16 protein-coding genes are annotated in these 12893 nt (G+C 63.8%); 9 read left to right on the plus strand and 7 right to left on the minus strand.

The features are described 5' to 3' along the window. Positions 1 to 52: 52 nt before the first annotated feature. Both NP_RS10635 and NP_RS10640 read right to left on the minus strand, forming a co-directional pair. Positions 53 to 997, minus strand: coding sequence for a zinc-dependent metalloprotease (locus tag NP_RS10635; protein ID WP_011323858.1), 945 nt, complete (start codon positions 995 to 997; stop codon positions 53 to 55). 53 nt (positions 998 to 1050) lie between these two features. Continuing rightward, a complete protein-coding gene (locus tag NP_RS10640) occupies positions 1051 to 1308 on the minus strand; it encodes a hypothetical protein (protein WP_011323859.1) in 258 nt (85 codons plus the stop codon). Positions 1309 to 1393: 85 nt separating this feature from the next. On the opposite strand from NP_RS10640, the gene NP_RS10645 reads away from it, so the two are divergent. The 4 genes from NP_RS10645 (at position 1394) to purF (ending at position 4640) form a co-directional block, all read left to right on the plus strand. Beyond that, a complete protein-coding gene (locus tag NP_RS10645) occupies positions 1394 to 2458 on the plus strand; it encodes a M20/M25/M40 family metallo-hydrolase (protein ID WP_011323860.1) in 1065 nt (354 codons plus the stop codon). 79 nt (positions 2459 to 2537) lie between these two features. Next, entirely contained in the window at positions 2538 to 2723 is a 186-nt protein-coding gene (locus NP_RS10650; RefSeq protein ID WP_011323861.1) for an LSM domain-containing protein, read from the plus strand. Continuing rightward, positions 2720 to 2893, plus strand: coding sequence for a 50S ribosomal protein L37e (locus NP_RS10655; RefSeq protein WP_011323862.1), 174 nt, complete (start codon positions 2720 to 2722; stop codon positions 2891 to 2893). Before NP_RS10650 ends, NP_RS10655 begins: the two co-directional genes overlap by 4 nt. A gap of 262 nt (positions 2894 to 3155) precedes the next feature. Further along, positions 3156 to 4640, plus strand: a complete 1485-nt coding sequence (gene purF, locus NP_RS10660) for an amidophosphoribosyltransferase (RefSeq protein WP_011323863.1) — start codon at positions 3156 to 3158, stop codon at positions 4638 to 4640. A 45-nt stretch (positions 4641 to 4685) separates the two neighbouring features. Here purF and NP_RS10665 read toward each other — a convergent pair whose 3' ends face one another. Then, positions 4686 to 5090 (minus strand): translation initiation factor IF-2 subunit beta, encoded by a 405-nt coding sequence (locus NP_RS10665; RefSeq protein WP_011323864.1) that lies wholly within the window; start codon positions 5088 to 5090, stop codon positions 4686 to 4688. Positions 5091 to 5264: 174 nt separating this feature from the next. Between NP_RS10665 and NP_RS10670 the strand changes: the two genes are divergently transcribed. Next, positions 5265 to 5501, plus strand: a complete 237-nt coding sequence (locus tag NP_RS10670) for a UPF0058 family protein (protein WP_011323865.1) — start codon at positions 5265 to 5267, stop codon at positions 5499 to 5501. Between the two features lie 77 nt (positions 5502 to 5578). Here NP_RS10670 and NP_RS10675 read toward each other — a convergent pair whose 3' ends face one another. From NP_RS10675 to NP_RS10685, 3 genes are all read right to left on the minus strand, one after another. Beyond that, the gene (locus NP_RS10675; RefSeq protein ID WP_011323866.1) at positions 5579 to 6100 is read right to left on the minus strand and encodes a DUF555 domain-containing protein; all 522 of its coding nucleotides are present in this window, start codon (positions 6098 to 6100) and stop codon (positions 5579 to 5581) included. 44 nt (positions 6101 to 6144) lie between these two features. Continuing rightward, entirely contained in the window at positions 6145 to 7407 is a 1263-nt protein-coding gene (locus NP_RS10680) for an MgtC/SapB family protein (RefSeq protein WP_011323867.1), read from the minus strand. A gap of 79 nt (positions 7408 to 7486) precedes the next feature. Continuing rightward, positions 7487 to 9454, minus strand: coding sequence for a 3-hydroxyacyl-CoA dehydrogenase/enoyl-CoA hydratase family protein (locus tag NP_RS10685; protein ID WP_011323868.1), 1968 nt, complete (start codon positions 9452 to 9454; stop codon positions 7487 to 7489). A 218-nt stretch (positions 9455 to 9672) separates the two neighbouring features. Between NP_RS10685 and NP_RS10690 the strand changes: the two genes are divergently transcribed. From NP_RS10690 to NP_RS10700, 4 genes are all read left to right on the plus strand, one after another. Beyond that, positions 9673 to 9957 carry a DUF357 domain-containing protein gene (locus NP_RS10690; protein ID WP_011323869.1) on the plus strand — a complete coding sequence of 95 codons (285 nt, stop codon included), beginning with the start codon at positions 9673 to 9675 and terminating at the stop codon, positions 9955 to 9957. A 218-nt stretch (positions 9958 to 10175) separates the two neighbouring features. After that, complete coding sequence (locus NP_RS10695; protein WP_011323870.1) at positions 10176 to 11159, plus strand: transcription initiation factor IIB; 984 nt, start codon at positions 10176 to 10178, stop codon at positions 11157 to 11159. 129 nt (positions 11160 to 11288) lie between these two features. Continuing rightward, on the plus strand, positions 11289 to 11462 hold the full coding sequence (locus NP_RS14800; protein ID WP_011323871.1) for a DUF7836 family putative zinc-binding protein: 174 nt from the start codon (positions 11289 to 11291) through the stop codon (positions 11460 to 11462). Between the two features lie 51 nt (positions 11463 to 11513). Further along, the gene (locus NP_RS10700; RefSeq protein WP_011323872.1) at positions 11514 to 11948 is read left to right on the plus strand and encodes a CBS domain-containing protein; all 435 of its coding nucleotides are present in this window, start codon (positions 11514 to 11516) and stop codon (positions 11946 to 11948) included. Positions 11949 to 11954: 6 nt separating this feature from the next. Here NP_RS10700 and NP_RS10705 read toward each other — a convergent pair whose 3' ends face one another. After that, the gene (locus tag NP_RS10705; RefSeq protein WP_049939668.1) at positions 11955 to 12884 is read right to left on the minus strand and encodes a hypothetical protein; all 930 of its coding nucleotides are present in this window, start codon (positions 12882 to 12884) and stop codon (positions 11955 to 11957) included. Positions 12885 to 12893 lie beyond the last annotated feature (9 nt).

Consider the following 12893-nt stretch of genomic DNA (forward strand, 5'->3'; position numbering starts at 1 on the left):
GGTGACCCACAGCATAGCCGTTGGGCGGAACATATTCAGCCGCAGGGTAGCCTCAATCGACTCGGGCGAGCCACGCCTCGGGGGCGTCCAGTTCGTCGTCGGTCGGGAGGTTCTCCGGGTGCTCCCAGACCGCAGCGGCCCCGGCGACACCCCGCTCGTCGGCGATGGCATCGAAAAACGCCTTGCCGCGCTCGTACTGGCGGCGTTTCATGCCGAAGCCGAGCAGCCGACGGACGAGTCGCGAGACGGGACCTGCCTCCTGTCGCCGGGCATCGAGCTTCGCCCGCAGGTCCGCATACTCGTCGTCGAACGCACGGTCCATGACGAGTTCAGCGTATCCTTCCACCGCCGTCATCGTGACGTTGAGTTCACCGAGAGCATCGCGGTCGAGGCTTCCCGACGCCAGATCCGAGACGGCGGCTTCCATCTGCGATTCGAGGTGGTCTGCGAGCCACGGGGCCGAGCCGAATTCGGCGGCGTGGGCGACCTCGTGGAACGCGATCCAGCGACGGAACCGGTCGCGGTCGACTTCGAGAGCGTCGGCGACGGCCTCGATGTTCGGGTGGACGAAGTAGAGTTCGTGGTCGTCGTCGCCGAGCAACAGCGGGTCGTACTGCCCGAGGACGTTCCGGGCGAGAAAGCCGAGTGTGACCGCCATCGAACCGGTGTTGGCGGTGCGTGCCAGCGACGGCGTCGCCGACACCTGTGCTTCAAGCGGTCCGAGAAGCCGCTGGAACGTGTCGACGTTGGCGTCTATCCAGTGATGACGGGTCTGTACCTGAACGGTGTCGGGCAAATCGAAATCGACGCCAGCGGCCGCCCGGATACCGTCGCGGGCGTCGGCAACGTCGTCGGCATAGCCCTGCCGTTCGGCGGTCGAAAGGGATAGCTCACCCGAGTCGGTCGCCGAGCGGGCGGCGTTCCCGACGGCGCTCCAGTCGATGGCACCGTCGCCCTCGGCGTCGGCGACGGCACACGCGGCGCGGAAGAGACTCACATGTGTAGTATCGCGGGCCAGGCCAAAGGCCTTCCGGGCGGTCAACCGCCCGACTAGAGGTCGTCTGCGATGGCGGTATCGTCGTCTGTTGCCCCCTCGCCGCCGACGGCCTTTTTGACCGCGTAGGCGACAGCGGCGAGGAAGAAAACACCGATAAGTGCCGCGAGAACGGCTCCGAGCCGGGAGCCATCAGAGTCCGGTTCGAGCTGTTCTGCGGACTGACCCACCGGCTGGTCTGCCGTCTCGTCTGACCGACCGGCATGGAGGTTGGCATCGCGGAGGTGGACTTCGAGGAAGGTGAACTCAGCCATATACTCGCTTCGTCGCACGAGTATATAAATACCGGCGACCGCCGCTGTCGGGACGTTCTTGTGGGTGCGGAACCGAACAGAGCGCATGGACGAGACGCGACGAGCGTTCCTCGATGAGTTGCTTTCGGAGTCGACTCCCTCCGGATTCGAAACCGCTGGCCAGCGCCGCTGGCTCGACTACGTCTCGGAGTTCGCCGACGAGACGCGCGTCGATGACTACGGCAACGCGGTCGCGGTTTACGAAGGCGACCCCGACGCCCCGTCGATTGCGGTCGCCGGCCACAGCGACGAAATCGGGCTGATGGTCAGAGACATCACCGACGACGGGTTCCTGAAGCTGACGCGCATCGGCGGTTCCGACCGGACGGTCACTCGCGGCAAACACGTTACCGTACACGCCGACGACGGCCCCGTCTCGGGTGTTATCGGACAGGTCGCTATCCACCTCAGAGACACCGGCAGCGAGGAGTACGACGACATCAACGAGCAGTACGTCGACATCGGTGTCGAGGACGGCGACCGCGCCGAAGAACTGGTCGATATCGGCGACCCAATCACGCTCAACACCGAAATCGCGGACCTCGAAGACAGTCGGGTCGCCGCCCGTGGCATGGACAACCGGGTCGGCGTCTGGACGGCCGCCGAGGCGTTCCGCCGAGCGGTCGAACAGGAGCCGGACGCGACCATCTATGCCGTCTCGACAGTTCAAGAGGAGGTTGGCCTCAAGGGTGCCCAGATGGTCGGTTTCGATGTGGCACCTGATGCGGCTATCGCCGCCGACGTGACACACGCGACCGACCAGCCCGAGTCGCCGGGCGACAAGGGCAGCGGCATCGAACTTGGTTCGGGACCCGCCGTCGCCCGCGGGAGCACCAACCATCCGAAGCTCGTCGAAGCAGCACGCACAGCAGCCGATGATGCGGATATCGACATCCAACTGGCAGCCGCGGGGAGCCGAACCGGGACTGACGCCGATGCCTTCTACATCAGCCGCGGCGGTATCCCGTCGCTGAACCTCGGTCTGCCCAACCGCTATATGCACACGCCGGTCGAGGTCATCGACCTCGACGACTTGGATGCCGCTGCGGACCTGCTCGCGGCCGTCGCTGCACGGGCCGACGAGTTCGCGCCGTTCAGCGTCGACATCTGAGTTCGGCGTCGCCGCCGGCAGTCACCGTTCCCGACGACATGCCGGTGCGTTTATACTGTCGGCGTGAGCGGCCAGTCGTATGTCGAACCGTCCACTCGATGTTCTCGAAGAGACGCTCGGTGCGGAAGTACACGTGACGCTGAAAGGCGGCGAGACCTACGAGGGAACGCTTTCCGGCTACGACCAGCATATGAACCTCGTCTTGGAGGAAGGCGACAACGTAACCATTATCCGCGGTGACAACGTCGTCTCGATAGAACCATGACTGGCGCCGGGACCCCGAGCCAAGGCAAGAAGAACAAGACGACGCACGTCAAATGCCGACGCTGCGGCGAAAAGTCCTACCACAAGCAGAAGAAGGTCTGTGCCTCCTGCGGCTTCGGCAAGAGCGCGAAACGACGCGACTACGCCTGGCAGTCGAAGCAGGGCGAGTAACCGTTCTCAGAGACGTTCTCTGCTCTCAGTAGCGACCCGATAGCCGCCGGCATAGGTAGCCGGCAGCACACACAGCAGCGGGAGGGACCCGCGCTTTGTCTGCCGCTGAACACACGCTGCTCTGCTCCCCACCCCGAATAGCGTCAGCCGCCGTCGCGTCGTTCCCTGTAGTATCCACGAACGTGGATATTCAGGGCCATATTTACCGCGGTGTCACTCACGATGGAGTGGGTTTTTATCGCTGGACGTTCGAGAGACGCCCATGCCAGACGGGCGGCACTCGGACGAACCGACCGAAAAATGCGGCGTCGTCGGAGTCTCGCTGGATGGGCGGGACGCCGCGCGACCGCTATACTACGCGCTGTATGCGCTGCAACACCGCGGACAGGAGTCCGCCGGCATCGTTACCCACGACGGCTTCCAGCAGCACAGCCACGTCGAGATGGGCCTCGTTGGGGACGCCTTCGAGGAAGGCGACCTCGATTCGCTGAACGGCCCGACGGGTATCGGCCACGTTCGCTACCCGACGGCCGGCAGCGTCAACTCCTCCTGTGCACAGCCGTTCTCGGTGTCGTTCAAGTCCGGGTCGCTCGGACTGAGCCACAACGGGAACCTCGTCAACGCCGACGAACTGCGGCAGGACCTCGCCGCAAGCGGCCACGCCTTCACAAGCGACGGCGACACCGAGGTCATCGCCCACGACCTCGCGCGGAACCTCCTCGAAGAGGACCTGATTCGTGCGGTAAAGCGGACAATGAACCGGATTCACGGCTCCTACTCGCTGACGATAACCCACGACGACACCGTCCTCGGGGTTCGGGACCCACAGGGCAACCGGCCGCTCTGTATCGGTGAACTCGACGACGGCTACATACTCGCCTCCGAGTCGGCGGCCATCGATGTCCTCGACGGAGAGTTCGTCCGGGATGTCAATCCCGGCGAGCTCGTCGTCCTCGACGACGATGGGGGCGGATACGACAGCTATCAGCTCGTCGATGCCGAAAACAGCGCCCACTGCTTCTTCGAACACGTCTACTTCGCCCGACCCGATTCGCGCATCGACAGCAAGCTCGTCTACGATGTCCGCCGCGAACTCGGCCGGAAGCTCTGGGAGGAGGCTGGCGTCGAAAGCGATGTCGTGGTTCCGGTGCCGGACTCCGGTCGGGCGTTCGCATCGGGGTACGCCGAGGCCGCCCAGGAGGACGGCACGAACGTCGAGTTCGCAGAGGGGCTCATGAAGAACCGCTATGTCGGCCGCACGTTCATTATGCCGACACAGGACGCCCGCGAGCGGGCCGTCCGGCTGAAGCTCAACCCCATCAAGGATGTCATCGAAGGCAAGACGGTCACTGTCATCGACGACTCTATCGTTCGCGGAACGACCTCAACGCAGCTTGTCGAGTTGCTGAAGGACGTGGGTGCCGAATCCGTCCATATGCGCATCGGCGCGCCTGCCATCGTTGCCCCCTGTTACATGGGTATCGACATGGCTTCCCGTGATGAGCTCATCGCCGCCGGCCGGGACGTCGAAGAGATTCGGGAGGAAATCGCGGCTGACTCGCTTTCGTATCTCTCCGTCGACGCAGTCGCCGAGGCGCTCGGCGAGTCGGAAGACGACCTCTGTTTGGGCTGTGTCACCGGGGAATACCCCTACGATATCGAGGGCGAGCCGACCGACCGGGACATTGCGCGCCCCGAAGTCGGCGGCGACCAGCCGGAAGCCGGCGTGGCTGGCAGCGACGACTGAGAAAAAGCGCTCGCGTGCCGATTCGAGCAGCCGACAGTATCCGTATCAGTTGCCGGCGGGCGACCGCGCGCCGCAGGCCTCACACCGCAGTACCTCCGCGCCGTTTTCTTTTTCAAGCCGCGTGTCGGGGAGACCACACTCCGGACAGATGACGTACCCCTCTACGTAGTCGTTGATGGCTTCTTCGACGCGGGCTTGGCGGAACTCGCCGGTCAGCCGGAGCCGGCCGCGTTCGTCGATGTTGGCGCTTGTACCCAGCTCGTTTTGCAGGAACTTCATTACGTGGGACTCCTCGCGGTCGAGGCGGTCGATTGTCGGCTGGAAGTTCTCGTAGACAGTCGCGTTGCCCTCTTGGCGCACGTCAGGGTCGGGCACCGAAAAGCGGGCGGCAGTGCCCTCGATATCCGGCGTCTCTTCGAGCGCTCGGTCGAGTTGCTCTTCGTATCCCATACCGCTGGTTGCCCCCCCATGAGGAAAAAAGTTTCACGGCGCGACGGTCATCCCCACGCCCGCTGTGGAAACGAAATCCCGTGTGAGCGGCCAGCACAGGCCGCCTGCGGGAGAAACGTGTTAACCAGTGTCAGGATACTACTATATGCCCTCAGTCGTTACGCGAAGATGACTATGAAGAAGCAGGAGCTCATTCATCTCCACGGCCTGCTTGCAGAGGTATGCAACCACTACGAGCAGATTGCAGAGTGTAACGTCGAACACGCTAAATACACCGAACTCGGCGTCCGGCCGACATCGATCCACAAATCGAAGACCGACCACAAGGCGGCTGTTTTTGCGCTGGCTGACGGCATCACCGAAGAGATGGAAAGCGAGACGGAGACGGCTGTCTCCGCCGCTGCCGACTGAGCTTCTCTCGACGTCACCTCCCGCAAACTGGCGCGTCCGACAACGATAGCGCTGGGTGAAAAAAAGCGACCGCGCAGTTACTCGTCAATTAGCTCCTCGAACTCCGGCAGGACCTCGTCGTCATCGTCCGTGCGGCGGCCGCCGTCAGTTCTGTCCTCGCCGTCCGCGCCCGCTGTGGCCCCGTCATCGGCCGCTGGCGGCTCGTCGGCGTCGTCTTCGACGGCGGCTTCGTCGTCTGCCGCTGTCTCGTCGAGGTCTTCTTCTTCGACCGTTTCGACCTCAATGACCTCAAGCGGGATGTTTTCGAGCCGCTGGCCGATTTCCTTGCGTGCGATCCGGGAGGCGTGTTCCTCCCGTTCGACGTTGAACACCGTCATCTCCAGTTCCAGCGCCACGAGGCCTTCGTCAGCTGCGATAAATGCCGGGTCTTGGTCGGCCCCACACTCCGCACAGGACCGGGAACCCATGTCGATTTCAACGTAGTTGAGGTCGGGGTTCAGCATCTCGCCGGTCTTCGAGATGGCGATGCGAACCGCCTCGTCGGTCGTTTCGACGTCGTATACTGGGACCGCAGCTTCGACGACAACTCGGCAGTTCATGTGTGACTATTACACGCGCTTCGACAAGAAGGTTCGGCCGGGGGCTACAACAGCACGACGAGTCCGGTCACAGCCCCTGCACCGACCAAGAGAACGGCGCTCCAGACAACAACCCCCCGGGCGAACTCCCGGTTCGGCGAGAGTGCCGACAGCCCGGCCTTCACCGCGATACTCGCCGCGGAGGCGAGCAGGATGGCGACGACGGCCTGGTCGGCCGTGATCTGGCCGTTCGAATAGAGGATGACCGCCGACGCCGTCGCGCCGGCGCTGGAGACAAGCCCCGAAATCGCCGCGGCGGCGTAGAGCCCCTCGGTGCCGAAAAGCGCCTCTGCGAAGCCACCGGCCAACAGCACGACGAGAAAGAGCCCCCCAACACCGAGGGCATAGCGGAGCGTGAAGGGGGCACCGAGGTCCATCTCGACGCTTTCCGACCACTCTGCGGTGAATGCTGCAACCACAATCGCTCCGACTACGACTGCACCGAGCGGGATAACCGCTTCAACGAGCACGCCCGCGCCGATTGTGAAGACGACAGCGATAGCGAGGTTCCGCATCGCCATCGCGGCGTTCGAGAGGACGACGGCGGCGATACCGTACCGGGAGGCATCGGGCTGCTGGCTGACGTGGTCGAGCATCGCGCCGACAACGCCCGTCGAGGAGGCGAATCCACCGAAAAAGCCGGTGACGGCGATGCCGCGGCCGCCGTAGAGTTGGACGATAGCGTAGTTGGCGATACCGATGCCCGCAACGAAGACGACCATGAGCCAGACGACCCGTGGTTCGACAGCGACGGCAGCATCGCCGACAGCGATGGTCCGTTCCTCCGGCGGCAAGAGCGGATAGATAACGAACGCGAGGATAGCGAACTCGGTGCTGGACCGGACTTCCTGTCGCGACAGCGACCCCGCAACGGCGTGGAGTTCCTGTTTCAATACGAGCAACAGCGAGGAGACCACAGTGACAGTAACGCCTTCGAGAACGTGGCCGGAGGCGACAAGCGACCCGACGCCGTAGGCGACAAGCAACGACGCCGAAGTGGTAAGCGAGAGCGTCTCCGTCTGGCCGACCAGTCCGCGGATGCCGAGGATGACGCCCACAACCACGACAAAGGCCGCACCGACGAACAGCAAGAGCGGCTCGCCGAGTATCGTAAACACCGCTGCGATGAGGCTGACAAGCGCGAACGTCCGGATGCCGGCGACCTTATCCGACCACTCCCGTTCGAGGCCGAGAAAGAGCCCGAGAAGCGCCGCTAAAACGAGCGCCGCGACGTTGTCGTCCAGCATCGCCGGGCCGAGTTCGCTCATCGGGCGGGGCAACTCGGCCACGGCGGATAAACGCGTCGCTGCTGGCAGCCGGCGAAAAGAAAACGAGAGCGCCGCTGGCTTACTTGCCTTCGAACTCGGGCTCGCCGTCGCCCATGAAGGCGGTGATACCTTCCATGAGGTCGTCGGTCTCCATCAGGTGACCGAAGGCCTGCGCCTCGATTTCGAGGCCGGCATCGATGTCTTCCCAGCCGCGGAGCATTGCTCGCTTTGTGAGTCGCTGGGAGATGGGCGGTCCGGCGGCGAGGTCGGCAGCGAACTCGTGGGCTCGCTCCTCGAAGTCCTCGTTGTCGACGACTTCGGTGACGACATCGTAGTCGTACATCGTCTCGGGGTCGAACCGCTCGGCCGTGAAGACGACCTCTTTCGCGCGGCCGAAGCCGGCGATACGCATCAGCCGCTGGGTGCCGCCCCAGCCCGGCAGCAGGCCGAGGTTGTGCTCGGGGGTACCGAGCTCGGAGCGTTCGGAGGCGATGCGGAAGTCACAGCAGAGCGCAAGCTCGAAGCCGCCGCCAAGCGCGAAGCCGTCGATGCCGGCGACGACCGGCATATCGCATTCTTCGAGCTTGCCGAACGTCGACTGGCCCTTCCGGGAGAGGTCGATGGCATCGAGCGGGTCGGCGCTGCCGGCCATGGAGGTAACGTCGGCACCGGCCGAGAAGGCACGGTCGCCGGCTCCGGTGATGAGCAGCGCACGGACCTCATCGTCGTCTTCCAGCAGGTCGATGGCCTCGGAGAGTTCGTCGAGGAGGTCCTCGTTGATGGTGTTCATCCGGGCTTCACGGTCGAGGACGATCTGTCCGACCATGTCGCCGGGGTAGGTGATTTCGATGTTGGTGAAGTCGACGCCGCCATCGTCGTCGCCGCCGTGGAAGCCGCCTTCGTCAGCGGCCGCACGCAGGCCGTCGGAGACTTCGAAGCGCGGGTGGTCGACTTCGTCTGCCAGCTCTTCGAGCGTCTCGACGAGCGTGTCGAGACCGGTCTCGTCGGCGATTTTCGCCGGGCCGTCCGGGAAGCCAGCACCGAGCATGACCGCTTCGTCGATGTCAGCGGGGTCGGCAACGTCGTTGCCGACGAGGTTGCCGACCTCGTTTGCCATCACGGCGATGAGCCGGTTGGCAATCGCCTCGCTGCCGGCGTCGGTCGGAACGTCGGCTCCGTCGCCGTCCTCGTAGTCGTAGACGCCTTCGCCGGACTTCTTGCCGTAGCGCTCCTCTTCGATAAGCTCTTCGAGGAACGGCGCAGGCTCGTAGGCCTCGCCGAGGACATCGTTCATATACTCAAGGACGTGGTAGGTCACGTCGTGGCCGACCTGGTCGCCGAGTTCGAACGAGCCCATCGGCAGGCCCATGTCGAACTTCGTCGTCGAGTCGATTTCCTCGACGGTGGCGGCGTCTTCGCTGACCATCCAGCAGGCCTCGTTCATCAGGGGGACGAGGATGCGGTTGACGATGAAGCCCGGCGAGTCCTTGCGGACGCGGACGGGCGTCTTGTCGAAGTCCTCTGCGAGGGCCTCGGTGACCGCAAGCGTCTCCTCGTCGGTGTGTTCACCGGAGATGACCTCGACGAGCTGCATCCGCACCGGCGGGTTGAAAAAGTGCATACCGGCGAACTGCTCGGGCCGCTCGGTGACCTCCGAGAGGTCCGTGATAGAAAGCGAGGACGTGTTGGAGGTGACGATGGCGTGTTCGGGAAGGTGCTCTTCGACGTCGGAGTAGACGTCCTGCTTGATATCCATCTGCTCCGGGACGGCCTCGATGACGAAGTCAGCGTCGCCGACAGCTTCCTCGACGTCGACGTACGGCGTGACGTTATCGAGGGCATCTTCGGCCTTCTCGTCGGTTATCTGGTCCTTTTCGGCGAGCTTTTCGAGCGACCACTCGATCTGCTCGTAGCCGTCCTGGACGAACTCCTCTTTGATGTCACGAAGGTTAACCGTATACCCCGAAAGGGCGGCGACCTCAGCGATGCCGTGGCCCATGTTACCGGCCCCAAGCACCGCGATGGTCTCGATGTCGTCGATTTCCATTGTTAGCGTTCGCACAGTCTTTCGGCATCCGTTTCAACGTTTCCCTATCGGTTCGGTTTCACATGGACCACGTCCGGGAGTTCGCCACAGCGGCCGTAAAGACGGGAACAGGGAAAGCGGCGAAACCGGTGAAACGAATACAATGTTAAACCAAGTTTTGATTTCGTTGGTCGCGCTGTGACGGGAGGCTTTTGCGAGGACGGGCCGACGTATCGGCTATGAGCGCTGACCTCGAGGAAAAAACCGACCGATACGAGCGGCTGCTCGCGGAGGCGCTCGCAGCCGCCGAAATCGCACCGCAGGAGGGAACACCGCTGTATGAGGCGGCAGTTGAGTTTCGGGAGATGGCCCAATCGTATCTGGAGGACGGCCGACATTTTCGCGACAACGACGACCCGGTCAACGCTTTGGCGTCGTTTTCATACGGACATGGTTGGATGGACGCCGGCGCGCGCGTCGGTATTTTTGAGGTACCGACCGACGGTCACCTGTTTACCCAGTGAGGAAACGTTTATTACCCACCATCCGTGTGAACACGTTCACACACGTGATGCGATATACCGGTTAGCGCCTGAGAGCGGCTAACACCCCGCTTTAGGGAGCCAGCTCGGCGAAAGGTTTAAGTAGCTTTCGGACTAACATTGTATTAGGAGTTAGGCCCCTCCGAGTTCTTTGGTTTTCCTCCCTCGGAGCCGGCTGTAACCGACCCATCAATCCAACCATGAGTGACACCGGAATCCGAACCTACACCGAGAAGAGCCGCACCGAAACGACCGAACAGACCGACGAGACGGAGCGCAACGAGGGCGTAGCGACGTGTCCGGAGTGTGACGCCCGGCTGCAGGCGGATACCGAGCACGGCGAAACCGTCTGTAGCGACTGTGGCCTCGTCGTCGAGGAGGACGAAATCGACCGCGGTCCCGAATGGCGTGCCTTCGACAGCGCCGAAAAGGACGAAAAATCGCGTGTCGGTGCCCCCACGACCAACATGATGCACGATAAGGGGCTCTCGACGAACATCGGCTGGCAGGACAAAGACGCCTACGGCAACTCCCTGTCGAGCCGCCAACGCCAGAAAATGCAGCGACTCCGCACCTGGAACGAGCGGTTCCGCACCCGCGACTCCAAAGAACGCAACCTCAAACAGGCCCTCGGCGAAATCGAACGCATGGCCTCGGCGCTCGGCCTCCCCGAAAACGTCCGCGAAACCGCCTCGGTCATCTACCGCCGCGCGCTCAGCGAGGACCTGCTCCCCGGACGCTCCATCGAAGGCGTCGCAACCGCCGCGCTCTATGCGGCGGCCCGGCAGGCCAACGTTCCGCGGAGCCTCGACGAAGTCGAGCACGTCTCCCGCGTCGACCGGATGGAGCTGACCCGGACCTATCGGTACATCATCCGGGAGCTGAACCTCGAGGTCCAGCCCGCCGACCCCGAAAGCTACATCCCCCGGTTCGTCAGCGACCTCGACCGCTCGGACGAAGTCGAACGACGCGCCCGACAGCTCATCGACAACGCCCGGGAAGCGGGCGTCATTTCGGGCAAGTCGCCGGTCGGCCTCGCTGCGGCCGCCGTCTATGCCGCCTCGCTGCTCTGCAACGAGAAGGTCACCCAGACCGAGGTCAGCGAGGTCGCCGAGATCTCCGAGGTCACCATCCGCAACCGGTACAAGGAGCTGCTCGAAGCCAGCGAAGTCGCCACCGCCTGAGCGCCGCGCGAGCAGAGCGGTAGGCGTCCATCGTCCCCGTACGGGTGGTCCGGGTCGGCGGCCGGTCACGGCGGCCACGCCGTCAGACAGCAACAAAGGTTTTCATAACGGGGCGTCGTTGTGCTGAGTATGGAAACGTATGTCAGACTGCTGTGTCCCGAGTGCGGCAAGAACTGGCAGAAATCACCCAGCGACCTCCCGGAGCCGTCGACGACGTTCCACTGTCCCGGCTGTCATGCGAGCCGCCGGCTTTCGGAGTTCACCCGGACCGAACAGGATCTGAAGACGCTCAAGGAGCTGTAGCACTCCGCGGGCGGGCGTAGGCTTATTGCGGTTCGGACGGTGGGTCGAACCATGGCGGAACACGACACCAACGTCGAATCGCTGATGACCTCTCCGGTGGAGACAATCGCGCCGGATGCGTCGCTGGCCGACGCCGCGACGCGACTCACCGAACAGAGCATCGGTTCGCTCGTCGTCGGCGAGGGGCAGTTGCGCGGTATCATCACCGAATCCGACATCGTGACCGCAGTGAGCGAAGAGCTTGACCCCGAAACGCCGGTCACCGAGCTGATGTCCGACCCCGTCGTGACAATCCGGCGGACGGAGACGCTGCAGGCGGCCGCCGAGCGAATGGGGCACAACGGGGTCAAGAAGCTCCCGGTGGTCGAAGGCGGCTCCGCAATCGGTATCATTACCACGACGGACCTCGCGCTCCACCTGCCGAACTATCAGGTCAACATGGCCCACCAAGCCGAACCGGACATCGTCGACGGCGAGTGGGAGTAATCCGGGCTATCCGTCCCCGAGCCGGTCTCTGAGTTCCGATATCCGGACCGGGTCGAGCACCACCCAGTAGTTTTCGCCGTCGTATTCGACGAGCCACTCGCCCTGCCTGTTCGTTTCGTATATCGGGTCGTGTGCAAGCAGCCGTTCGCCGAGGGCAACGTAGGCCTCGTTGTCCAGCCCGACGACAGTACGGCCGTCATCGAGTGCATCTTCAACGAGCGCCCGCTCGTCGTCGGAGAGTCCCTCGAACACGACCGTTGCATCGGCTGCGAGCCGGTCGCCGAACGCGGCTGGGTCGTCGCTCCGGACGGTGGCGCTGTACTCGAAGTCGGTCAGCGTCACGGTCTCGGCCTGCGGCGCGATATTGAAGGCGGTCGTTCCGACGATGACATCGTATTCGGGGTCGGGAACGAGCACTGACGCTGAAAGCGCCGCCTCGTCGTACCAATAGTAGTCGAAGGCCATCTCGAAATCCTCGTCGAACGCCGCATCGCCGAGTTCTACCTCGTGGCGTTTGAGGTCGGCGAGAGCGATACGGTCGATAGACGGAAGTTCTTCGTACTCGATTCGGTCCCGTCCGTTTGTCGACGGCGACACGACGGCGAGATAGCGGTCGACGGGGTCGGTGGGTCCCTCGGTCACCGAGACATCGTAGACGGTCGCTCCGTAGAGCACCGGTCGGTCGGCTGAAAGCGGCGGCCGCTCGTCGGTGATAACGGCAGCGGTGTCCGCGAGCGCGGCATCGAGGACGGCCGCCTCGCGTCGGTGCCGCTCGGGGTCGATGCTACGTGTTGCCGCCTCGGCGACCGCGGTGCCGTCGGGGGCAGGGTGCATTTCGAGTGCGCCGCCGGGAGTGGGGCTTGGACAGCCCGCGAGGGCGCTGCCCAGAGCGGCGGCACCGCCCACGAGAAGGCGTCGTCTGGAAATGGAGGGCATCATCCGAAA

Origin of the sequence: Natronomonas pharaonis DSM 2160 (assembly GCF_000026045.1) — an archaeon.
GTDB lineage: Archaea > Halobacteriota > Halobacteria > Halobacteriales > Haloarculaceae > Natronomonas > Natronomonas pharaonis.